The 21,751-nt window shown below is 53.2% G+C and carries 21 protein-coding genes and 1 riboswitch; of the genes, 19 read left to right on the top strand and 2 right to left on the bottom strand.

Going from position 1 to position 21,751, the window contains the following annotated elements; genetic code table 11:
* The first annotated feature begins 32 nt into the window (after positions 1-32).
* From TH5_RS11835 to ribB, 6 genes are all read left to right on the top strand, one after another.
* Complete coding sequence (locus tag TH5_RS11835) at positions 33-2,699, top strand: valine--tRNA ligase (RefSeq protein ID WP_114122038.1); 2,667 nt, start codon at positions 33-35, stop codon at positions 2,697-2,699.
* A 190-nt stretch (positions 2,700-2,889) separates the two neighbouring features.
* The gene (pabB, locus tag TH5_RS11830) at positions 2,890-4,287 is read left to right on the top strand and encodes an aminodeoxychorismate synthase component I (RefSeq protein ID WP_114122037.1); all 1,398 of its coding nucleotides are present in this window, start codon (positions 2,890-2,892) and stop codon (positions 4,285-4,287) included.
* A 54-nt stretch (positions 4,288-4,341) separates the two neighbouring features.
* Positions 4,342-4,935 carry an anthranilate synthase component II gene (locus TH5_RS11825; protein WP_114122036.1) on the top strand — a complete coding sequence of 198 codons (594 nt, stop codon included), beginning with the start codon at positions 4,342-4,344 and terminating at the stop codon, positions 4,933-4,935.
* Positions 4,935-5,798, top strand: coding sequence for an aminotransferase class IV (locus tag TH5_RS11820; RefSeq protein WP_244204896.1), 864 nt, complete (start codon positions 4,935-4,937; stop codon positions 5,796-5,798). The genes TH5_RS11825 and TH5_RS11820 overlap by 1 nt, the downstream gene beginning before the upstream one ends.
* A gap of 57 nt (positions 5,799-5,855) precedes the next feature.
* Positions 5,856-7,133, top strand: coding sequence for an EAL domain-containing protein (locus tag TH5_RS11815; RefSeq protein WP_114122034.1), 1,278 nt, complete (start codon positions 5,856-5,858; stop codon positions 7,131-7,133).
* A 132-nt stretch (positions 7,134-7,265) separates the two neighbouring features.
* Positions 7,266-7,416, top strand: a riboswitch (FMN riboswitch).
* Between the two features lie 119 nt (positions 7,417-7,535).
* Entirely contained in the window at positions 7,536-8,204 is a 669-nt protein-coding gene (gene ribB, locus TH5_RS11810; protein ID WP_114122033.1) for a 3,4-dihydroxy-2-butanone-4-phosphate synthase, read from the top strand.
* Between the two features lie 154 nt (positions 8,205-8,358).
* On the opposite strand, the gene xth is transcribed toward ribB, so the two are convergent.
* Both xth and erpA read right to left on the bottom strand, forming a co-directional pair.
* Positions 8,359-9,138 (bottom strand): exodeoxyribonuclease III, encoded by a 780-nt coding sequence (gene xth, locus TH5_RS11805; RefSeq protein WP_167443531.1) that lies wholly within the window; start codon positions 9,136-9,138, stop codon positions 8,359-8,361.
* Between the two features lie 123 nt (positions 9,139-9,261).
* Positions 9,262-9,603 (bottom strand): iron-sulfur cluster insertion protein ErpA, encoded by a 342-nt coding sequence (erpA, locus tag TH5_RS11800; RefSeq protein WP_062948968.1) that lies wholly within the window; start codon positions 9,601-9,603, stop codon positions 9,262-9,264.
* Between the two features lie 269 nt (positions 9,604-9,872).
* Between erpA and argS the strand changes: the two genes are divergently transcribed.
* The 13 genes from argS to TH5_RS11735 all read left to right on the top strand — a co-directional run bounded on the left by argS (position 9,873) and on the right by TH5_RS11735 (position 21,748).
* On the top strand, positions 9,873-11,624 hold the full coding sequence (gene argS, locus TH5_RS11795; protein WP_114122031.1) for an arginine--tRNA ligase: 1,752 nt from the start codon (positions 9,873-9,875) through the stop codon (positions 11,622-11,624).
* Positions 11,625-11,629: 5 nt separating this feature from the next.
* Positions 11,630-12,475 carry an SPOR domain-containing protein gene (locus TH5_RS11790; RefSeq protein ID WP_114122030.1) on the top strand — a complete coding sequence of 282 codons (846 nt, stop codon included), beginning with the start codon at positions 11,630-11,632 and terminating at the stop codon, positions 12,473-12,475.
* Positions 12,462-13,523: a beta-N-acetylhexosaminidase gene (nagZ, locus tag TH5_RS11785; RefSeq protein WP_114122029.1), complete on the top strand. Its 1,062-nt coding sequence runs from the start codon at positions 12,462-12,464 to the stop codon at positions 13,521-13,523. The genes TH5_RS11790 and nagZ overlap by 14 nt, the downstream gene beginning before the upstream one ends.
* A 20-nt stretch (positions 13,524-13,543) precedes the next feature.
* Positions 13,544-14,227, top strand: coding sequence for a site-2 protease family protein (locus tag TH5_RS11780; RefSeq protein WP_097050288.1), 684 nt, complete (start codon positions 13,544-13,546; stop codon positions 14,225-14,227).
* A 26-nt stretch (positions 14,228-14,253) separates the two neighbouring features.
* Positions 14,254-15,162 carry a segregation and condensation protein A gene (locus tag TH5_RS11775; protein ID WP_114122028.1) on the top strand — a complete coding sequence of 303 codons (909 nt, stop codon included), beginning with the start codon at positions 14,254-14,256 and terminating at the stop codon, positions 15,160-15,162.
* On the top strand, positions 15,152-15,922 hold the full coding sequence (gene scpB / locus TH5_RS11770) for an SMC-Scp complex subunit ScpB (protein ID WP_114122027.1): 771 nt from the start codon (positions 15,152-15,154) through the stop codon (positions 15,920-15,922). The genes TH5_RS11775 and scpB overlap by 11 nt, the downstream gene beginning before the upstream one ends.
* Positions 15,923-16,058: 136 nt before the next feature.
* Entirely contained in the window at positions 16,059-17,102 is a 1,044-nt protein-coding gene (locus TH5_RS11765) for an ABC transporter ATP-binding protein (RefSeq protein ID WP_114122026.1), read from the top strand.
* A gap of 166 nt (positions 17,103-17,268) precedes the next feature.
* The gene (tatA, locus tag TH5_RS11760) at positions 17,269-17,499 is read left to right on the top strand and encodes a twin-arginine translocase TatA/TatE family subunit (protein WP_007089633.1); all 231 of its coding nucleotides are present in this window, start codon (positions 17,269-17,271) and stop codon (positions 17,497-17,499) included.
* Between the two features lie 35 nt (positions 17,500-17,534).
* Complete coding sequence (gene tatB / locus TH5_RS11755) at positions 17,535-17,936, top strand: Sec-independent protein translocase protein TatB (RefSeq protein ID WP_114122025.1); 402 nt, start codon at positions 17,535-17,537, stop codon at positions 17,934-17,936.
* 2 nt (positions 17,937-17,938) lie between these two features.
* Complete coding sequence (gene tatC / locus TH5_RS11750) at positions 17,939-18,931, top strand: twin-arginine translocase subunit TatC (protein WP_385968823.1); 993 nt, start codon at positions 17,939-17,941, stop codon at positions 18,929-18,931.
* 112 nt (positions 18,932-19,043) lie between these two features.
* Complete coding sequence (gene serS / locus TH5_RS11745) at positions 19,044-20,321, top strand: serine--tRNA ligase (protein ID WP_114122023.1); 1,278 nt, start codon at positions 19,044-19,046, stop codon at positions 20,319-20,321.
* 9 nt (positions 20,322-20,330) lie between these two features.
* Positions 20,331-21,098, top strand: coding sequence for a 5'/3'-nucleotidase SurE (surE, locus tag TH5_RS11740; RefSeq protein WP_114122022.1), 768 nt, complete (start codon positions 20,331-20,333; stop codon positions 21,096-21,098).
* Entirely contained in the window at positions 21,095-21,748 is a 654-nt protein-coding gene (locus tag TH5_RS11735; protein WP_114122021.1) for a protein-L-isoaspartate(D-aspartate) O-methyltransferase, read from the top strand. The genes surE and TH5_RS11735 overlap by 4 nt, the downstream gene beginning before the upstream one ends.
* The last annotated feature ends 3 nt before the right edge of the window (positions 21,749-21,751 follow it).

The raw sequence follows: 21,751 nt of genomic DNA, 5'->3' as shown, positions 1-21,751 counted from the left end.
ATTGATAAAAACCCGCAGCGGATCAAAAGACCATGTTGGAGAAGACATACAGCCCGGCCGACGTTGAAGGCAGACTTTACGATAAATGGGAAAAATCGGGGGCTTTTGCCGCCGATCCGGCATCGAATGCCAATCCCTACGTCATCATGATGCCGCCGCCCAACGTAACCGGCAGCCTCCATATGGGGCATGCGCTGACTTTTACGCTGCAGGATATCCTGGTGCGCTATAACCGGATGTCTGGCAAAGATACCCTGTGGCAGCCTGGTACCGACCACGCGGGTATCGCAACGCAGATGGTTGTTGAACGCCAGCTTGGCGAACAGAACATCACGCGCCATGACCTTGGTCGCGAAAAGTTCATCGAAAAAGTCTGGGAATGGAAAGAAAAGTCCGGTGGGACCATCACCAACCAGCTTCGTCGTTTGGGCGCATCGCCAGATTGGCCACGTGAACGTTTCACCATGGATGATGGCCTGTCGGCTGCCGTACGCAAGGTATTCGTTACCCTGTACAAACAGGGCCTGATCTATCGTGACAAGCGTTTGGTTAACTGGGACCCGAAACTTCTGACCGCGATTTCCGACCTTGAGGTCGTTCAGAAAGAAGTTAAAGGCCACTATTGGCACTTCAAATACCCGATCGAGGGCAAGGAAGGTCAGTTCATCACCGTTGCCACTACCCGTCCGGAGACCATGCTTGGCGATACCGGTGTTGCGGTTCATCCCGAAGATGAACGTTACCAGAACCTGATTGGGCAATATTGCATTCTGCCGATCGTTGGCCGCCGCATCAAAATCGTTGCCGATGAATATGCTGATCCTGAAAAAGGGTCGGGCGCGGTTAAAATCACCCCGGCACATGATTTCAACGACTTTGAAGTTGGCAAGCGCAATGATCTTGAAAAGATCAACATCATGGATGACCATGCGCGCATCAATGACGAAGCGCCCGAAGAATATCGTGGTCTTGATCGTTTCAAAGCACGTGAACTGATCGTCGCCAAAATGGAAGAGCTCGGTCTTCTCGAAAAGATCGAAGATACAGTTCACATGGTTCCGTATGGGGACCGTTCAAACGTTGTGATCGAGCCTTACCTGACCGATCAGTGGTTCGTAAATGCCGAAGTTCTTGCCAAACCGGCGACCGAGGCAGTTGAAGACGGCCGTATCAAATTTGTGCCCAAGAACTGGGAAAACACTTATTTCGAATGGATGCGCAACATTCAGCCATGGTGCATTTCGCGCCAGCTGTGGTGGGGGCATCGTATTCCGGCATGGTTCGGTCCGGACGGTGAAATCTTTGTCGAGGAAACCGAAGAAGAAGCCTTGGCTACTGCCAAGGCGCATTTCGGTAAGGATGTTGAACTGACGCAGGAAACCGACGTTCTTGATACGTGGTTCTCGTCGGCACTGTGGCCGTTCTCGACCCTTGGCTGGCCGGATAAAACCCCGGAACTGAACAAATACTATCCGGGCGATGTGTTGGTTACCGGTTTTGACATCATCTTCTTCTGGGTTGCCCGCATGATCATGATGGGCATGCACTTCATGGATGGTGAGGTTCCGTTCAAGGATGTCTATATCCATGCGCTGGTCCGTGATGAACACGGTCAGAAGATGTCGAAATCCAAGGGCAACGTGATTGATCCTTTGGAACTGATTGACGAGTATGGCTGCGACGCTCTGCGGTTGACCTTGACGGCACTGGCTGCACAGGGCCGGGATATCAAGCTTGCCGCGTCCCGCGTCGAAGGGTACCGGAACTTTGCGACCAAGCTTTGGAATGCGGCCCGCTTTGCTGAGATGAACGAATGCAAACCGGTTGATGGTTTCAATCCCGCCAATGTCAATTCGACACTGGCACGCTGGATCGTTGGCAAAACCGCCGAAGCTGCCAAAACCGTAGCATCTGGTATCGAAAGCTATCGTTTTAACGATGCTGCAAACGGTGCATATCAGTTCGTTTGGGGGACTTTCTGTGACTGGTATCTGGAACTGGCAAAGCCGGTTCTGATGGGCCAGGACGAGGAAGCAAAGGCCGAAATCCGCGCGGTGACCGCATGGGTTCTTGATCAGATTCTTCTTATCCTGCACCCGATCATGCCTTACATCACCGAAGAACTTTGGGAAAAGTCGGCTGACAATCGTGCGACGCTTCTGATGTCGCAGGCTTATCCGAAATTCAACGATACCCTGATTGACCGTGCCGCCGAGGATGAAATCGATCTTGCGATCCGTCTGATCGGTAACATTCGTGGCGTTCGTTCCGAAATGAACGTACCGCCCGCAGCCGAGGTTCCGATCTATCTGGTCGATGCATCCGATGCCATGAAGGCCGCTGTTAGCGCACAGGAAGCCCAGGTTAAACGCTTGGCACGTGTGGCAGCGGTTGAATTCAAGGGGCAGGGCGATGTCGCAACCATCGCCAAAGGGGCAATCCAGACCGTTGTTGACGGTGTGACCGTATTTGTTTCGGTTGCCGATTTCATCGATGTTGCTGCTGAAAAGTCCCGCCTTGAAAAGGAAATCGACGGCAAAAACAAATATATCAAGGGGCAGGAAGGCAAGCTTTCCAATGAAATTTTTGTCAGCCGCGCACCTGAACATATTGTCGCGACCGAAAAAGCCAAGCTTGAGGAAGCCCGCGATACCCTTGCCAAACTGCAGGAAGCACATGCCCGCATCGCGGCGATGTAATTCCGGTTGATGTCATGACGTCAAAGGGCCAATCCATCGGATTGGCCCTTTTGCGTTTCAGGGAACAATATCTTTGACAGATTTTTGAAATTCATCCTCGCCAGAATGCCAGAATCGCATAAATTGGCGACCATCCCGTCACACCGCAATCCGCCGCAACGTTATCCGGACCACAGGTCGAAACCGTAAAATGCTGATTGAAGAATGCCCCTATATCGAACCGCTTGACGCTTACGGTGCTTTTGCCGGGTTCGCAGACAGTCATTTTCTTGATTCCGGTGACCGTGACCGCTTTGCTTATGTTGTTGCATCTCCGTTGCATAAACTGACTGCTAAGAACGGGCAGGTAAATCTTGACGGTTTTCCTGTTCCCGGTGATCCCTTCGCTGTTCTTGCCGATCTGATGGCACGCTATAGCGTGGAAGCCGATCCGAAATTACCCCCGTTTCAGGGCGGGGCTGTCGGTTATTTCGGTTATGAGCTTGCGCAACAGCTCGAATCGCTGCCCCTTGCCCCGAAAGACTGGCTCAATATGCCGGACATGGCGGTTGGCATCTATGATCTTGTCATAGCATTCGACCAACTTGACCGCCGCATGTGGCTTATTTCGACGGGGATTCCCGAAACATCCTCGCCAGCACGGGAAAAACGCGCGGCCGATCGTATGGGATTGATCCGCAAATACCTGCGTCTGGCGCGCCCCATGAACGAGATGCCCGATGCACCGTCTGTGCCCGATATCATACGATGGCAATCGAACTTTGACCGTGCCGGGTATGAAGACGCCGTTCAGACCGTCGTTGATTATATCCATGCCGGTGACATTTTTCAGGCCAATCTGTCGCAAAGCTTCCGGGCCGAATATGCCCATGATGCCATCCCGAAACGTTTTGACCTTTATCGTCGTCTAAGTCTTGCCAGCCCGGCACCTTTTGGGGCTTTCCTGAATTTTGGCGAGGTCGCGGTTTTGTCCAACTCGCCTGAACGGTTTTTGAAGGTCACCAACGGTCATGTTGAAACCAGACCGATCAAGGGAACCCGACCGCGTGGCAGCATGCCCGTCGAAGATGCTGAACTGGCACAGGAATTAATGTTATCTACAAAGGATCGTGCAGAAAACATTATGATTGTTGATCTTTTGCGCAATGATTTATCGAAAGTCTGCAAGCCGCATACTGTCGAAACACCACAGATTTGCATGCTTGAAAGCTATGCCAACGTCCATCATCTGGTTTCGACCGTCACGGGGGCATTGCAAGATGGAAAGACTGCCGTGGATTTGCTGGCCGCCTGCTTCCCGGGCGGATCCATTACGGGGGCGCCGAAAATTCGTGCGATGGAAATCATCACCGAACTCGAAGGATCAACACGCGGCGCATATTGCGGGGCGATCGGCTTCATTGGCTTTGATGGCAGTATGGATACCAACATTGCGATCCGCAGTATTTGCGTGAACAAGGGGCGCATGGCATTCAATGTCGGTGGCGGTATCGTTGCCGATAGTATCCCGGCAGCCGAATATAACGAAACGCTGGTCAAGGCTGCCAAGCTTTTCGAAGCTCTGGGGATTAATCCCGATGTGCTGTAAGATCACCACGCTTAAACAATACCTTGGACAACGTCACAGACGGATTGGGTCAAAATGATCCTGTTGATCGACAACTACGATTCATTTGTTTTCAATCTGGCGCGCTATTTTGTGGAACTTGGTCAGCAGGTTGAAGTTGTGCGCAATGACCGGATTGATGTTGCGGAAGTTCGCCGATTGAACCCGGATGCCGTTGTCTTTTCCCCCGGTCCCTGCGGCCCGGACGAGGCGGGAAACAGTATTAATTTGATTACCGCATTGGCTGGCGAATATCCGATGCTGGGCGTCTGTTTGGGACACCAGTCCATCGCACAGGTATTTGGCGGCACCGTGAAACGAGCGAACCGTCCGGTTCACGGGATGACATCTGCGATTACGCATGATGGATCGGCACTTTTCAACGGCATCAAATCTCCGTTGACGGTAACGCGATATCACTCGCTGATTGTTGATCTGCCGGTGGATGGTTCTTTGGTGCAGACTGCCACAGGTCCAAACGGCGAAATAATGGCTTTTGCCCATCGGGACCTGCCGATCTTTGGCGTTCAGTTTCATCCCGAAGCCGTCCTTACCGAGCAGGGGCATGATCTGCTATCGAACTTTCTGACGATTGCCGGGGCGGCCGTTGAGCGAAAGGCGGCGTCGTGATGAAAGTCTGGCTTAACGGCAATATCATTGACCAGGAGGACGCGCATATTGCGGTCACGGATCGCGGGTTGCTGTTGGGGGATGGCATTTTTGAAACCATGCGGTCACACAGGGGCAGGGTGGCATGGCTTGACCGGCATCACGAACGCCTTAAAAGCCACGCGGAACTAACCGGGTTTATCCCGGATTTGCTGCCAGATATTTCCGAGATCGCGGATGCTGTTGGTCTGCTCTGCGCTGAATTTGACGGGGAAGATGCCGTTATTCGCCTGACCGTTACGCGTGGCAGTGGTCCGCGTGGCTTGTTGCCGCCCGCGAAATGTCATCCAACGGTCATGATGACGGCGGCCCATTTTGCAAAACCGGCACAAGATAACGGTTTGGTCCTTGCGACATCAAAACAGGTGCGGCGCAATCCGTGGTCCGTTGCAAACCGGATCAAAAGCGTGAATTATCTGGATAATATTGCTGCACGTCGTGAAGCTGCTGCCAGTGGTGCGGACGAGGCACTTGTCCTTTCCGTCGACGGTTCTGTTGCGGAAACGACAATTGCCAATCTGTTTGGTGTTCGCGATGGTGCATTTTACACGCCACCTGCCGATAACGGCATCGTCCCCGGATTGGCCCGGCAATTCATCATTGATTGGTGTAATGATCTTGATGTTGTTGTGCATGAGACATCTATTCTTCCGAATGAACTGCTATCCATGGAAACGGTTTTTGTCTGTAATGCCTTGCAAGGAATACGATTTGTTCATTCGATTGATGACGTTGCGTTCAAGCCTGATCAGGTCAAAACAGATATTCTTATGCAATTGGAAGTCGAAATCGAAAAATCCCTATGCCTTGGTATAGATGTTTAGCTAAAATTAACTTCAATAAGGCATGTTCATCCCCCACGCCTTTGGACGGGAATGCACATGACCGCGTCTTCAACAAAATCGGAACTCAGCCTCGCTAGGTTTGTTGAAAGCCTTCGCAAATATGCGGCGAATGGTAAACGGCCGATTGTTGGTCTTCTTGATATTCCGGTGTCCTTGCGTCTTGAGCCGCAGGACTATCATGATATTTCACGTGACGCATTCCATCACCTTCCTGAAAAGACACAGGAATACCGCCTTGAAAACGGGATGGTGGTTTTTATCAGGTTAGTCAAAGCATTCGGCGATGTTGATACTTTCATTACCAGTGTCAACGAAACGCTAAAGGACGTTATCAGCCGTCAGGGGCTGGGTGATTTGCCCGTTAAACTTTGGCATGAATTGCGCTGGCCCGAGGATCGTAACACCCTTTACAATCTGCTTGACCTGCCCGAAGAGAACCATTTCGCAAGCGAAAGTCTGCAACGTTTTGACATGGCTGAAATGCTGCGAGGGGCGATCACGGAGGAAGCGGTTTTTGACTCCTGCCGTCGTCAGGCGATCCTTGAGTTCCATGACAGCCGTCGCGAAATTCTTGGTCATGAGCTCTACTGTTCGCTCGATTATCTGCGCCAGCATCATTTGGCCAGTTTCCTGCTTGAGGGCCCCGGCGAAGTCGAAATTCTATCGCGGGTTCTTGATGAAAAGGTGATGGATATTACGAAAAGTTTGGCACCGCAGATGCTGCCAGATACCCTGCATCTGAATATGATGGTGCAGACTATATTCAGCGATCGCTTTGCCGAGTTTCTTGGGTCGGAAGATAGCCGATTCGCCGAAAATCTGTCGATCGAGATATCGCTTGAAAACGCGATTGCTGATTGGTGGGAATTTGAAGATGCCTGCAAATTGTTGCATTCCGCAGGGGTTAGGGTCGGGCTTGATCGCATTACCCTGCCATCGCTTGAATTCCTTTCCCCGCGCAAGATCAATGTCGATTTTATCAAAGTCATATGGGATCAAAACATCATTGGGTCTAAACGAGCGGAGGCAACTGACCGTCTGCGCGAGTTTGCGTCCATTTTTGCAGATCGCAATCTGATCCTGACACGGTGTGACAGCCGTACGGCATTGCGCATGGGGCGAAGCCTTGGTGTGGATGCTTTCCAGGGTAGTTACATTGATGCACTTCTGGGCAAGTATCTGAACAAGGAATGCAAATCGCGGGGCACAACGTCAGACCGCAAATGCGCTGTTTGCCAATGGGCACCGCGCGAATTACGCAAAAACGGTTGTGATTTCCATTTCAAGGCTGGAAAAATCCTGGCAGAGATTTGACGCGCGCAAATCTTTCTCTGGCAACAAAGTGTTTCCACGTATGTCGCGTCAGCAGGTTTGACAACCATCTTTTCATTTTCTAAAGTGCGGATGCTTGGTCAAGGGTGATCAGGCATGTCGTTGAAACACGGCGCTTATTCTCAGGGCAGGGTGTAATTCCTGACCGGCGGTAATCCTGATTTCAGGAAAGCCCGCGAGCGCCTGCTAAAGCAATTTGGCAGGGTCAGCAGATCTGGTGTAATTCCGGAGCCGACGGTAAAAGTCCGGATGGGAGAGGATAAAGCGTGACGGATAACGGGGGAACCTGTTGTCGTCTGCCTATGACTGGCGTTCAGCTTTGCTGGGCGCTCAGGCCTTTCTTTTGATGCCTTGATTCGTAAGCTCCTTAAACGGAGAACCGTTATGAATCAGAGTGTTCATCAGGAACCGGGACTTTCGATCTTTGGCGATCCGATTACGCGTATGGAACGTGCACTTTCGGATTTGCGCAATGGCAAGGGGGTTCTGGTCGTCGATGATGAAGATCGCGAAAATGAAGGCGATCTTATTTTTTCCGCAGAAAATCTGACCAATGAACAGATGGCGATGCTGATCCGCGATTGCAGCGGGATCGTTTGCCTGTGCCTGACAGATGAAATGGCAACGGCACTTGATCTGCCGCCGATGGTCGCCAACAACACGTCGAGCATGGGAACCGGATTTACCGTCTCGATCGAAGCCAAGGTTGGCGTGACCACCGGTGTTTCCGCTGCTGATCGCGTGACCACGGTCAAAACCGCAATTGCCGATGGAGCAAAGCCGGATGACCTTGCCCGTCCGGGGCATGTCTTCCCGCTGCGTGCGCGTGCGGGCGGCGTTCTGGAACGTCGTGGCCATACCGAAGGTACGGTCGATCTGATGCGTCTGGCGGGCTTCAAACCGGCTGGCGTGCTGTGTGAAGTGACCAATCCGGACGGCACCATGGCGCGTTTGCCCGAACTGATTTCCTATGCGCAGCAGCACGACATTGTCGTGATCAGCATCGAAGATATCGTTGCCTATCGGGGTGTTTTGCAGCAGGCAGCTGAATAGGAAGAACGGTCGCGGCTCCCAAACGCACAGGCGACCGGTTTTTTTGGTTATTTGCGTTCAAATCGCCGAGCTACAAAAAAGGGCAGCAGGTTATTCTGCTGCCCTTTTGCATTTCATATCGGCCATCAAATCCTGATTGGATCGGGTTTTCGGATCATTCGTCGATCATGCACCAGACCGGGGTGTGATCCGATGCCTTTTCCTTGGCGCGCGGGTCGCGATCAATATCTGATGCGCTAAGCCTATCTGCCGCCGCTGGGGTCAGCAGCAGGTGGTCGATGCGAAGGCCATTATCCTTGTTCCATGCCCCGGCACGGTAATCCCACCAGCTATATTGATGCCCCTGCGGATTGAAGGTCCGGAACGCATCAGTGTAGCCCATATTCATCATGGTCCGCAGTTTCTTGCGCTCTATGGTCGAGCATAGAACGGTCTCATGCAGCTTGATCGGATCGTAAACATCGGAATCATCGGGCGCGATATTGTAATCGCCGCCCATCACCGCAGCATCACCACTTTCACGGATTTTCTCGAAGCGTTTGATCAGCCGGTCCAGGAAATTCAGTTTGTATTCGAATTTCTCCGATCCGACCTCACTTCCCATCGGGACATAGATTGAAGCCACGCGAATCGGTCGATGTGCGGCTATAACGGCTTCGATATAGCGGGCCTGTTCGTCATCATCATTACCCGGAAGGCCGCGTTCGACATCCTCAATGGGAAATTTGGATAAGATCGCCACCCCGTTATAGGTTTTCTGGCCGTGCAGGGCGATATTATAGCCGAGATCCTCTATTTCCATAGCCGGGAAGCCGTCATCGACGGTTTTAGTTTCCTGAAGCAGGACAACATCGGGCTTTGCGTCCCCAAGCCATTCAAGGATATTGGGCAGGCGGGCCTTGATCGAGTTGACGTTCCAGGTGGTGATTTTCATGCGGGCCTCGGTGTTCGGGATGAATTCTGCAGCTTTCTGCACGGACATAACAGCATTATGTCCAAACAAAACGGGGTCCGTAAAAGACGAACCCCGTTTTATAAATCGTTTTTCCGATGCGGATCAAATCGAGAAACTGGATCCGCAACCGCATGATGACGTTGCGTTCGGATTATTCACACGAAAGGCCGCACCGACCAGTTCGCGAACAAAGTCGATTTCCGCGCCGCCGAGCAGGTCGAGCGACACGTCATCAATCACCATTTTCGCACCGTGGTTTTCGAAAATGTGGTCTTCTTCGGTCTTGTCGGAATCGAGCGAGAATTCATACTGAAAACCGCTGCATCCGCCGCCCGAGACCTGAAGGCGCAACATCATGTCCGATTTGCCGTCGCTGGCAATCAGTTCCTGGATGCGTTTTGCCGCACTTTCGGTCATCTGGACCTGCCGGGCAGTTTCCGTCATTCGACACTCCTTGATGTGCTATCCCGCGATATTCCATTCAACGAACCATTCACGGGCAACCCAACGGGTATATTGACGATCATGGTGCCAACTTTAGCACAGCCTGATCGTGTTCCTTAAGGCTCTATTTAGCGTGCATGGCAGAAATGTCAAAACCTGAGAGCAGTGCAACCAAGCGGTTGCTTGCGTTTTGATGCGAAATGTCCCAAAACAGCCACATCAAAATGGTCGTGATGGACCATGAACGAAATTTGCAAAGACCAAAAGTGATGAATGTTTTCAGCCTGTTGAAAAGCGACATCGAGAACCAGATTCTCGCCCTTGAAAAAGACGGCGTTCTGCCCGCTGGCAGCGATACCGCACGTATCACGGTCGAACCGCCGCGCGATGCCGCGCATGGCGATGCCGCGACCAATGCCGCGATGCTGCTTTCCAAGGCCGCTGGAATGAAGCCGAGAGATCTGGCCGAAAAGCTTGCTGAAAAGCTCGGCTCGCTTGACCATATCGAACAGGTCGAGATCGCCGGACCCGGTTTCATCAATCTGCGCATGGCCGATGATTTCTGGCTGTCTCAGATCACTGAAGTGCTTGAAAACGGCAAGACCTATGGCAACAGCAATCTTGGTGCAAACACCAAGATGAATGTCGAATATGTGTCGGCCAACCCGACCGGTCCGATGCATGTCGGCCATTGTCGTGGGGCGGTTGTCGGTGATGTTCTGGCAAATCTTCTGGCCAAGGCCGGTTATGATGTGACCAAGGAATATTACATCAACGATGCGGGTGCACAGGTTGATGTTCTGGCGCGTTCTCTGCATCTGCGTTACCGCGAAGCGCTTGGCGAAACCATCGATGAAATCCCGGCAGGTCTTTATCCGGGTGATTATCTGGTCGCGCCGGGCAAAAAGCTTGCGGCCCGTGATGGTGATAAATGGGTCAATGCACCCGAAGAAGACTGGTTGGAAGAATTCTGCGGTTTTGCCATTGTCGAGATGATGGCATTGATCAAGGAAGACCTGCGTCTTCTGGGCGTTGATCATGATGTCTTTACGTCCGAAGCAGGACTGGTTGCCGCAGGCAAGGTACAGGCCGCGTTCGAACATCTTGAGAAGAAGGGCGACATTTATGTCGGCGTTCTGGAACCGCCAAAAGGCAAAACCCCCGATGATTGGGAGCCGCGCCCGCAGACCCTGTTCCGGGCGACCGAATTTGGCGATGATGTTGATCGCCCGCTGAAAAAGTCGGATGGCAGCTGGACCTATTTCGCGTCTGACATTGCCTATCACTTCGATAAATACGAACGTGGTTTTAACCACATGATCGATATTTTCGGTGCCGATCATGGCGGTTACGTCAAACGCATGAAGGCAGCGACCAAGGCGATTACGGGCGGCGAGGGCGACCTTGATGTCAAGCTGTGCCAATTGGTCAGCCTGTTTGACAATGGTGAGCCGGTCAAAATGTCAAAACGTGCCGGGACATTTGTGACCCTGCGTGATGTTGTCGAGCGCGTCGGCAAGGATGTCGTGCGTTTCATCATGCTGACACGTAAAAACGACGCGACACTTGATTTCGATTTCGCCAAGGTCACCGAACAGTCCAAAGACAACCCGGTCTTTTACGTTCAATATGCCCATGCACGTGTCAATTCGGTGTTCCGTCAGGCCCGTGAAGCGTTCCCAAATCAGGATTTCTCGGATGCGGCGCTGGTCGGGGCTGATCTGTCGGCCTTGGCGTCGGAAGACGAAAAGATGCTGGTGCGTCGAATGGCGGAATGGCCGCGTATCGTTGAACAGGCTGCCGTTGCCCATGAACCGCACCGTATCGCATTCTTCCTGAGCGAAATTGCTGCCGAATTCCATGCATTGTGGAACAAGGGGCGCGATAACACGGCACTGCGCTTTATCGTTGCCGATGATCTTGCGGTGACGCAGGCGCGCCTTGCTATGATCCGTGCCGCCGCACTGGTGATTGCGTCGGGGCTTGATGTACTGGGCGTTGCCCCGGTCGAGGAGATGTAATCACGATGAACGAAGAACAGGGTTTCGGCCTTCGTGCGGAGCAACGTCACCATGAGGCAGGCAGAAAAGCCCCTGGTGGGGGCTTGGCCAAAGGGGTCGGAACGATCGTTCTTGGTCTTGTGATTGTTGGTGGTGGTTTGGGTAGTGCGGGTTACTGGTTCTATAATCAGGGGCAACCGGCACAGGAAGAAGGCAAGTTGCCGATCCTTTTGCCCGATCCGCTACCGATCAAGTTGCGGCCTGATGACCCCGGCGGAATGGAAGTTCCGCACCGGGATACGACAATTTACGAGCAGCTAGACAGTAGTCAGCCCGAGGATCAGGTGGTTCTTCAGGAATTGCCGGATATGCCGAAGGCCCCCGATGTCATGCCACCCCTTGATAGTGCTGAAGCCCCCGCCGTGATCGAACAGACGCCAGAGGCAGAAATTGTTGCCGGTGCCGTGTCAAATGGTTCGAACGGGGATGATAATGCGGCTGCGACAGCACCGGCCGGGATGACGACAGCTGCCCCAAGTGACGCAGAAAAGGCGATTGCCGCCGCCAAAGCCAGAGAGCAGGACGCCCAACCGGATGTCTCCAGTACAGGCAGCGTATCGGAACAGGATTTCCGCATTCAGCTGGCGTCGGTTCGCGATACATCAGGTGCCGAAGCGGAATGGAAAAGATTATCATCGAAAAACAAGGACTTGCTTGGTAATCTTCAGATGTATCTGAAGCGTGCCGATCTTGGCGACAAGGGCGTATTTTATCGGCTGCAGGCCGGTCCGCTGTCAGATGCTGCTGCGGCTGAAACGCTTTGTGGTAATTTGAAACAACGCAATGTGGGGTGCCTGATTGTCCGGCCTTGAGGTAAGAAAACCGCGCGCCTGTATTCTTGGTGTTGAAGGTACAGAGTTAAGCAATTGGGAGAAGGGCTTTTTTCGTCAAGCCGATCCCTATGGCTTTATCCTGTTTGCCCGCAATATCACGGATCAGAAGCAGGTCAGGGCACTGAACAATCAACTGCGCGAGGTTGTCGGCAATATCAATGTGCCGATTTTCGTCGATCAGGAAGGCGGACGCGTCATGCGTCTGAAACCGCCTCACTGGCGTAAAATTCCGGCAGCCGGTGTGTTTGGCCAATTATTTGAAACAGCGCCAGAAGATGCACGCGAAGCCGCCTATATCAATGCGCGTCTGATGGCCGTCGATCTGCGTGATGCAGGGTTTAATATTACCTGTGCACCGGTGCTTGATATTCGTTTTCCTGGTATGAGTGACGTGGTTGGTGATCGTTCCTATGGGGCGAGGGTCGAACAGATTGTGCCGCTGGCAAGCGCGGTTGCCGCCGGATTGCTTGACAGCGGCATCGCGCCGGTCATCAAGCATATTCCCGGTCATGGCCGCGCGTCGGTTGACAGCCACAAGGATTTGCCGATCGTGACCGCATCGCGTGAAGAACTGAGCCGCCTTGATTTCGAACCGTTTCGTCAGATGAAGGATGTGGTTGCGGCGATGTCGGCGCATTTGCTGTTTACCGCGATTGATGATCAGCGTCCGGGCACCGTATCGGCCAAGGTCATTTCCGAAATTGTCCGCGGTGATATCGGGTTTGAAAATCTTCTGATCAGTGATGATCTGTCGATGGAAGCCCTTGGTGGTTCGATTGCCAGCCGGACCCATGAATGCCTTGCCGCAGGTTGTGATATCGCGCTTCATTGCAATGGCAAACGCACGGAAATGGAAGAAGTCGTCTCGATGGCTCCGAAACTTGCCGGCGAGGCGCTGACACGTTCGCAATTGCTGAGCAATCAGATTGCCGGTTTTAACGTTGCGCAGCCATCATCGGCGCAGATTTCCGACTGGCAGGCCCGACTGGATGAGTTGCTGTCACCGGTCTGGTCGGCCGAGGTTTAAGCGCAGAGGAAGCTCAATACGTGAACGACATTATCGAGATTATCATTTCCGCGTCCACGTGGGTTTTGCCCGTATTGCTGGCAGTGACGCTGCACGAGGCGGCACACGGCTTTGCCGCCAAGCTGTTTGGTGACGATACGGCACAGCGCGCCGGTCGGCTTAGCCTGAACCCGATCCGCCATATTGATCCGGTGGGCACGGTTCTGATCCCCGGTTTACTGTTATTGACCGGTGCACCGTTCCTGTTTGGCTATGCCAAGCCGGTGCCGGTTGCGTTCCATCGTCTGCATCCACAGCGTCTTGGCGTGATCGGAGTTGCGATTGCAGGGCCGGCAACCAATGTTTTGCTGGCGATTGTATCGATCCTGTTGCTGGTCGGGCTGCCGTCCTTTTCAGCGGCGGTTAATGACTGGCTGGCAACAACATTGCAGCAGTCGATCTGGCTGAACTGCATCCTTGCGGTGTTTAACATGCTGCCAATCCCGCCGCTGGATGGTGGGCGCGTTTTGACGGCGATATCGCCGATGCCCATCGCGCGGGTCTTGGCGCGTATGGAAAAAACCGGCATGATCCTTTTGATCGCGCTGATCTTCCTCTTGCCTTATGTCACGGGGCTTCTTGGCGTTAATCTGCCGATTTTCCATTGGCTGGTGATTGAACCGGCATCGGCGCTTGTTGATTTTCTGGCCGGTATTTTCGCCTGATATGAGGCGGGCGGTCCGGGGGGATTATGGCCAAACAGTTCGAGCTCGATATTCCAGACGAAATATTTGACCAGGCGCCCGTTGATGATGGGCCAAGCCTTGCCGAACGCCTTATGCTCGATCTGGACGGGTTTGAGGGGCCGCTTGACCTTTTGCTGGAGCTGGCGCGTGATCAGAAGGTCGATATCATCAGGATTTCGATCCTTGAATTGGCCGAACAGTATCTGAATTTCATCAATACCGCGCGTGAATTGCGGCTGGAACTGGCAGCTGACTATCTGGTGATGGCTGCCTGGCTGGCTTATCTGAAATCGCGACTGCTGCTGCCAAAGCAGGACAGTGACGAGGAAGAACTTAGTGCAGAGGAAATGGCCGAACTTCTGGCGTTTCAGCTGAAACGTCTGGAGGCGATGAAAGCGGCTGGTGAAAAGCTGTTGGAACGGCCCAATCTGGGGCGGGATTTCTTTGGTCGCGGTGATCCGGAAGAAGTCAGGGTTACGACGGCGTCGGTTTACGATGCGTCGCTTTATGACCTGTTGAAAGCCTATGCGCAGATTATGCTGACATCTGAATCCAAGACACTGGAGATCGAGGCATTTGATCTTTATGCCATGGATGATGCGATCCGGCGGTTGCGTGATTTGTTCGGGCGTCGCGTGGTGCCAACCTGGACCAAGCTTTTGGAATTTATGCCCCACGGACTTGGTACGCCGTTAAAGGCACGGTCAGCATTGGCAGCGCATTTTGTCGCCAGTCTTGAAATGTGCCGCGATGGCGAGTTGGAAATCTCGCAGGAGCAGGTGTTTGGCCCGATCATGCTGAGGTCACCGCAAAAAAGACGCGATCCTGAATTGGACATCGCATCCGGGGATTACAGCGATATGGACAAGCTCGGAGCCAAATCCGGGGCAGGGATGGATAATAATGGCGACTGAGACAGTAACCGACCCGCAGTTTGAAATCGACGGTATCGAACATGGTCCGCAAATCGATTTTCAGCATCTTCGAATTGTTGAAGCTGTGCTGTTTGCGTCTGCCGAACCGGTCAGTGAACGGGTTCTTGCCGCGCGTTTGCCCGAAGGTTCGGATGTTTCCGTTTTGCTCAAAGAATTACAGGCAAATTATTCAGAACGCGGAATAAATTTGAACCGCGTTGGCGAGAAATGGGCGTTTCGCACAGCGGCCGACCTTGCGGGTGATCTGCATATCGAGGTCGAAAAAGCCAAGAAGATGACGCGTGCGACGCTGGAAACGCTGGCGATCATTGCCTATCACGAACCGGTCACGCGTTCCGAGATTGAAGAAATCCGCGGTGTCGCCCTGTCCAAGGGGACGCTTGATATCCTGCTGGAAGCGAAATGGATACGGCCACGCGGGCGTAAACGCGTGCCGGGACGTCCGGTTCTTTGGGCAACGACGGATGATTTTCTTGATCACTTCGGGCTTGAACATCGCGACGATCTGCCCGGACTTGCTGATTTGAAGGCCGCAGGATTGCTTGATAGCCGTCCGGGTATGGGGCGGTATGGGGCCAGTTCCGACGAGGAAGCATTGCCCGATCTGGTTGACGATGGCGAGGTCACGGATGCGGTTGTCGAGGAAGCCCTTACGACCCGCAATCTGGCCGATCTCGATGAAACCATCTATAGCGACAATCCCAATCTGGAAGAAGAATACGACGCAGAGAGCCGTTAAAGAGGCTCTTTGGCCATCTTTTATCAAGCTTCTTTGATCCAGCTTCTTGCATGCACTGTTCGGTAGGATTAAATCTGGGAAAGATTTTGCAACTTATTTGCAGGGCTTCCCCGGCAAAAGAATAAAGAGAGATCTGATGCCAGACGGCTTGAGAATGTCCAATGTCAGCCATGATTTTGGCAGTACCCAGGTTCTCAAAGATATCAGCTTTGATGTGGCACCGGGCGAACTTGTTTGTCTGCTGGGGCCTTCGGGATGCGGCAAGACAACCGCATTGCGCATTGCCGCCGGGCTCGAAAAGCTTCAGCAGGGCAGTGTTTCTATCAATGATCAGCTTGTTGCGCGGCCGGGAGAATATCTTGAGCCGGAGAAGCGCGGTGTTGGCATGGTGTTTCAGGACTACGCCTTGTTTCCGCATTTAAGCGTTGCAAAGAACATCGGGTTCGGCCTGCGATCCCAAAATGATGCGGAACGTAAAGAGGCGGTCGAGCGCGCGCTTCGGCAGGTTGGCATGGCCGACTATTACAATGCTTATCCGCATGAACTGTCCGGTGGACAGCAACAGCGCATTGCCCTTGCCCGGGCACTGGCGCCGACCCCGCGTGTGATGCTTCTTGACGAACCGTTTTCGGGCCTTGATGTTGCGCGTCGCGCGGAACTTCGCGATACGACACTGCATGTTTTGAAAAATGCCGGTATCGCGACGATCATGGTAACCCATGATCCCGAAGAAGCGATGTATATGGCGGATCGAATTATTGTGATGAATGAAGGGCAGGTGATGCAGGATGGCACACCCGAAAACCTTTATTTTAGTCCGCAGAACCGTTTTGTTGCGTCCTTCTTTGGCGAGGTGAACCGTTTTTCCGGAACGGTGCAAAGCGGTGTCATAGCAACGCCGCTTGGCAAAGTGTCGCATGATGCATTTGCCGATGGCACCAGAGTCGAAGTACTTGTCCGGCCCGAAGGATTGCATGTTGGCGAGGCGATGAACGGTCATGACGTTCTGGCCCGTGTAGATGCGGTTCGGTCACTTGGTGAGATCAGTCTGATGCATTTGTCGCTGCATGCAGGCGGGCATGTTCATGCGCGCGTGCCACGTAGACTTTCGTCAGTAAATCAGGGTTCGGTCGCTATTACGCTTGATCCTGACATGACCTTTGTGTTTCCTATGAATTAAGCTCGTTTCAAACGTGAAACCAGCCTGACAGGACTGAGAAACAAACTTACAGGTTCGTAGCGGTGCGCGGTATATTCACAATCGTTGCATTGCACAGTGGGGGGCTTTCTGCCATTATCCGGGCATTCTCGCCGCATGGCAGATTGGATCTTTGGAGATAGAAGTTATGGGTATTGGCGTTTGGCAAATCGTTCTGATTCTGGCGATTGTCCTGATCATCTTTGGTGCCGGTAAGCTGCCGAAAGTCATGGGTGACATGGGTAAAGGGATCAAGAGCTTCAAAGCAGGCATCAACGAAAAAGACGAAGACAGCGCTGCTTCGGCCAAAACCATCGAGAACAACACGTCTGCTTCGGTTTCTGCCGAAAGCAAAGACAAGGATTCCGTGAAATCCTGATCGTCTGTCGGGTTTCCTTCAGATAGGCGTGTTCCATGTTTGATATCGGCTGGACCGAAATGGCACTTGTGGCCGTCGTCGCATTGTTCGTCGTCGGCCCCAAGGATTTGCCCCATGTGCTGTACAAGCTTGCTGGTTACTGGAAAAAAGTGCGCGGTATGGCGCGCGAATTTCAGGGCGGCATTGATAATCTAATTCGTGAAGCCGAACTTGATGATCTGCGCAAGCAGGTTACGGATGCGCGTTCGAGTACATCGGACTTCATTGAAAACAAGATTGCCGAACCTAAAGCTGCCCCCAAAGCGGCGGATAAACCGGCAGACAAGCCCGATAGCAAATCGGAAACCAAAACCACAGCACCGAAGCCCGATGCCGCTGAATCGGCGAAACCTGCTGCTGCGGATAAGAAAACTGATCATCCGGAGAGCCAGGCGTGAACATGCAGTCGCATGACAAGCAGATGCCCATTATGGAGCATTTGATCGAGCTTAGGAATCGTCTGACCTGGGCGGTTCTGGCACTCTTTATCACTTTCGGCATTTGCTATTACTTCGTCGAGGATATCTACGGCTTCCTTGTCCGGCCTCTGGCAGATGTTATGGGGCCGGATCGGCGCATGATTTATACCGCGTTGACCGAGGTATTCTTCACTTATGTGAAGGTTTCGTTTTTTGCAGCGTGCTTTGTTTCGGCACCAGTATTTCTTGGGCAGTTATGGGCGTTTGTCGCACCGGGGCTATACAAGAATGAACGCTCGGCATTCATGCCGTTCTTGTTTGCAACGCCGATCCTGTTCTTGGCAGGCGGTGCGCTAGTTTATTACCTGATCATGCCGTTGGCTTGGAAATTCTTCCTCAGCTTTGAAAGTGCGGGTGGGGCAGCAGGGCTTGCCATTCAGCTTGAAGCAAAGGTTGGCGAATATCTCTCGCTGGTTATGAAGCTGATTTTCGCTTTTGGCCTGTGTTTCCAATTACCGGTGTTGCTGACGCTGATGGCGCGTGCCGGGATCGTGACCGCAGAATCACTTGCCAAGCGGCGTAAATATGCGGTTGTGATCGCCTTTGTTTTTGCTGCGATCCTGACGCCACCCGATTTGATTTCACAGGTTGGTTTGGCTATTCCGATTATCATCCTGTACGAAATTTCCATCGTGATGGCACGGTTATCGGAACGTAAACGAGCGAAGCGCGAAGCGGAAGAAGACGCCGAGCTTGACGGGGACGAAGAAGATATTGAAAGCAGCAAGGACGACGTCGACGCCCAGGGTTCGGCTGCTGCGGCCGCAGATTATGGCGACGATAAACCGGACGACAAGAGCGATTTCAAGGCACTTGCCGGTTCTGCGCTAAAGTCTGATACGCCTTCGTCATCCCGATCTTCGGGCTCCGCGAAAGGCGACGATGACGAGGATGATTTCAATAGTGCGCGCTGATTGAATTATCCGGTTCTCGAAAGACCGATCTGACGGGGTGGACCAAGCGTCCACCCCATCGTATAAAAGCCCGAATAATTGCCCGAATAGTTGAAGAATAAGGTGCCGTTTCATGCACGACATTAAATGGATTCGTGACAATCCCGACGCCTTTGACGCGGCGATGACCGCGCGCAAGGTTGAAATGACCGCCCAGCGTCTGATCGATATCGATGCAGAACGTCGTCGTCTGATGACCGAGCATCAGGAAATGCTGGCGCGCCGCAAATCCATTTCCGGTGAGATCGGCAAACTGCGCCAGAGTGGCGACAATGCCGACGACCTGATGGCCGAGATGGGCACGCTCAAAGACCGGATCAAGGATGCCGAGGACGGGCAGGCGAGCCTTAACGAACAGCTTGATCTTTTGCTGTCGTCGCTGCCAAACGTTATGGATGCCGACGTACCCTCAGGCGAAAACGAAGATGACAATGTCGAGGTGCGTAAATGGGGCACGCCCGGCAGCTTTGATTTCCAGCCGCTTGAACATTTCGAGATCGGCGACAAGCTTGGCATGATGGATTTTGAAACCGCCGCCAAACTCTCGGGGGCGCGTTTTGTGATTCTGCGTGGTGGTCTTGCCAAACTTGAACGCGCACTTGGGCAATTTATGCTGGACCTTCATGTAACCGAGCATGGTTATGAGGAAACCATCACGCCGATGCTGGTGCGTGACGATGCGATGTTTGGTACCGGTCAGCTGCCGAAATTTGCAGAGGATTCGTTTAGAACCACTAACGATATGTGGCTGATCCCGACATCCGAAGTGACGCTTACCAATCAGGTGGCGGGCGAGATTCTCGACGAAGCCGCGTTGCCGCTGCGCTATACCGCGCTGACGCAGTGTTTCCGTTCGGAAGCCGGTTCGGCCGGGCGTGATACGCGTGGCATGATCCGCCAGCACCAGTTTTCAAAGGTTGAAATGGTGTCGGTTGTAGCCGCAGAGAAATCAAACGAGGAACTTGACCGCAAAACCCGCTGCGCGGAGGTGGTTCTGGAACGCCTTGGACTTCCATACCGGACGGTAGTTCTGTGTTCTGGGGATATCGGTTTTGCAGCGCGCAAGACGTTTGATATCGAGGTTTGGCTTCCGGGGCAGGGCAAATATCGCGAGATTTCGTCCTGCTCGAACACGGGTGACTTCCAGGCACGCCGCATGAATGCACGTTATCGTGCTGCGGGTGACAAGAAAACCAGCTTTGTCCATACCCTGAACGGGTCGGGGCTTGCGGTCGGTCGCTGCCTGATTGCAGTGATGGAAAACTATCAGCAGGCTGATGGCTCCATCCGCGTTCCTGACGCATTGAAGCCCTATATGGGTGGTGTCGAGGTCATTTCACCGCGCGTATAGAGGGCTCACATGGTCGATCTGAAAAATGCCCGCATCCTTATCAGCAACGATGACGGGATTGATGCGCCGGGTATTAGGCTTCTGGAAAAGCTTGCCTGTTCGCTTTCCGACGATGTCTGGGTAGTCGCACCAACGACGGAGCAAAGCGGGGCCGGGCATTCATTGACTCTGCGCCATCCGTTGCGAATCCGCAAACGTGACGAGCGGCATTTTTCAGTCGACGGAACGCCAACCGATTGCGTTCTGCTTGCCCTTCAGCAGATCATGCGCGACAACCCGCCGGATATTGTTCTGTCCGGGATCAACCGCGGCGGCAATCTTGGCGAGGATGTAACCTATTCGGGAACTGTTGCGGCAGCAATGGAAGCAACTTTGCTGAATGTGCCGGCAATTGCATTTTCGCAGTATTTCTCTGGCAATCTGATTGACTGGTCGGTGGCGGAAAAGCAACTTTTGTCAGTGGCGGAAACCCTTATTCATACGACCTGGCCCAAAGGGGTTCTGATCAATGTGAATTTCCCGGAAGCCGAACGCAAAGGCGGGGCTCGTATCGAGGTTTCGAGACAGGGGCAGCGCAAGATTGGCGATCATATTGCCGAACGCCTTGATCCACGTGGTGAGCCCTATTACTGGATTGGGGCGATCAAATCGGAATTGCCCAAGGATGAAAATGCGGACTTGCGGGTCATCGAGAGGGGCGATATTTCGGTAACTCCGATCAGTCTCGATTTCACCCATTACGAGACGCATGCAAAACTGACAAAGGCATTTCCGTGAACGAGCCTGTCATTGCCCGAGAAGCCGAAATCGAAAATCTGCTTGCGATCCTGCGCAATGACGGGATCCATGACGAAAGCGTTTTATGTGCTTTGGCCAGCATTCCGCGCGAAATTTTTGTGGCCGAGCCATTTGTCAGTCGGGCGTGGGAAAATGTTGCCCTTCCGATCAGTAAGGGGCAGACGATTTCGCAGCCCTATATCGTTGCCCTTATGACGCAGGCGCTTGAACTTAACGATCGCATGAAGGTGCTTGAGGTCGGTACAGGGTCGGGATATCAGGCGGCGATCCTCGCCAAGCTGGCGCGCCGGGTTTATACGCTTGAACGTCACAAACCGCTTCTGCGTGAGGCCGAAGACAAATTCCGTGAACTTGGCCTGCATACGATTTCGACCTTGCATGGCGATGGCGGGCTTGGCTGGAAGGCGCAGGCACCGTTTGATCGTATTATCGTTACGGCCGCAGCCCAAGATGTGCCGCCGGTTCTGGTCGACCAGCTGGCTATTGGCGGGATCATGGTCGTGCCGGTTGGTGAGGTATCCCATACCCAGTTATTGCTGCGTGTTCTGCGTACGCCGACAGGGATTGATGTGACCGAACTGATGCCGGTCCGGTTTGTCCCGATGTTGCCGGGCACCGAAGAATTCTGAGCC

It is taken from the genome of Thalassospira xianhensis MCCC 1A02616 (assembly GCF_003326475.1).
In the GTDB taxonomy this organism is placed as follows: domain Bacteria; phylum Pseudomonadota; class Alphaproteobacteria; order Rhodospirillales; family Thalassospiraceae; genus Thalassospira; species Thalassospira xianhensis.
This window is presented reverse-complemented; position numbering and strand designations above follow the sequence as displayed.

What these genes read in the sequence shown, in the direction of transcription:
- TH5_RS11835 (WP_114122038.1), top strand. Translation starts at nt 33, where the DNA reads ATGTTGGAGAAGACATACAGCCCGGCCGACGTTGAAGGCAGACTTTAC.
- pabB (WP_114122037.1), top strand. Translation starts at nt 2,890, where the DNA reads ATGCTGATTGAAGAATGCCCCTATATCGAACCGCTTGACGCTTACGGT.
- TH5_RS11825 (WP_114122036.1), top strand. Translation starts at nt 4,342, where the DNA reads ATGATCCTGTTGATCGACAACTACGATTCATTTGTTTTCAATCTGGCG.
- TH5_RS11820 (WP_244204896.1), top strand. Translation starts at nt 4,935, where the DNA reads ATGAAAGTCTGGCTTAACGGCAATATCATTGACCAGGAGGACGCGCAT.
- TH5_RS11815 (WP_114122034.1), top strand. Translation starts at nt 5,856, where the DNA reads ATGACCGCGTCTTCAACAAAATCGGAACTCAGCCTCGCTAGGTTTGTT.
- ribB (WP_114122033.1), top strand. Translation starts at nt 7,536, where the DNA reads ATGAATCAGAGTGTTCATCAGGAACCGGGACTTTCGATCTTTGGCGAT.
- xth (WP_167443531.1), bottom strand. Translation starts at nt 9,138, where the DNA reads ATGAAAATCACCACCTGGAACGTCAACTCGATCAAGGCCCGCCTGCCC.
- erpA (WP_062948968.1), bottom strand. Translation starts at nt 9,603, where the DNA reads ATGACGGAAACTGCCCGGCAGGTCCAGATGACCGAAAGTGCGGCAAAA.
- argS (WP_114122031.1), top strand. Translation starts at nt 9,873, where the DNA reads ATGAATGTTTTCAGCCTGTTGAAAAGCGACATCGAGAACCAGATTCTC.
- TH5_RS11790 (WP_114122030.1), top strand. Translation starts at nt 11,630, where the DNA reads ATGAACGAAGAACAGGGTTTCGGCCTTCGTGCGGAGCAACGTCACCAT.
- TH5_RS11775 (WP_114122028.1), top strand. Translation starts at nt 14,254, where the DNA reads ATGGCCAAACAGTTCGAGCTCGATATTCCAGACGAAATATTTGACCAG.
- scpB (WP_114122027.1), top strand. Translation starts at nt 15,152, where the DNA reads ATGGCGACTGAGACAGTAACCGACCCGCAGTTTGAAATCGACGGTATC.
- TH5_RS11765 (WP_114122026.1), top strand. Translation starts at nt 16,059, where the DNA reads ATGCCAGACGGCTTGAGAATGTCCAATGTCAGCCATGATTTTGGCAGT.
- tatA (WP_007089633.1), top strand. Translation starts at nt 17,269, where the DNA reads ATGGGTATTGGCGTTTGGCAAATCGTTCTGATTCTGGCGATTGTCCTG.
- tatB (WP_114122025.1), top strand. Translation starts at nt 17,535, where the DNA reads ATGTTTGATATCGGCTGGACCGAAATGGCACTTGTGGCCGTCGTCGCA.
- tatC (WP_385968823.1), top strand. Translation starts at nt 17,939, where the DNA reads ATGCAGTCGCATGACAAGCAGATGCCCATTATGGAGCATTTGATCGAG.
- serS (WP_114122023.1), top strand. Translation starts at nt 19,044, where the DNA reads ATGCACGACATTAAATGGATTCGTGACAATCCCGACGCCTTTGACGCG.
- surE (WP_114122022.1), top strand. Translation starts at nt 20,331, where the DNA reads ATGGTCGATCTGAAAAATGCCCGCATCCTTATCAGCAACGATGACGGG.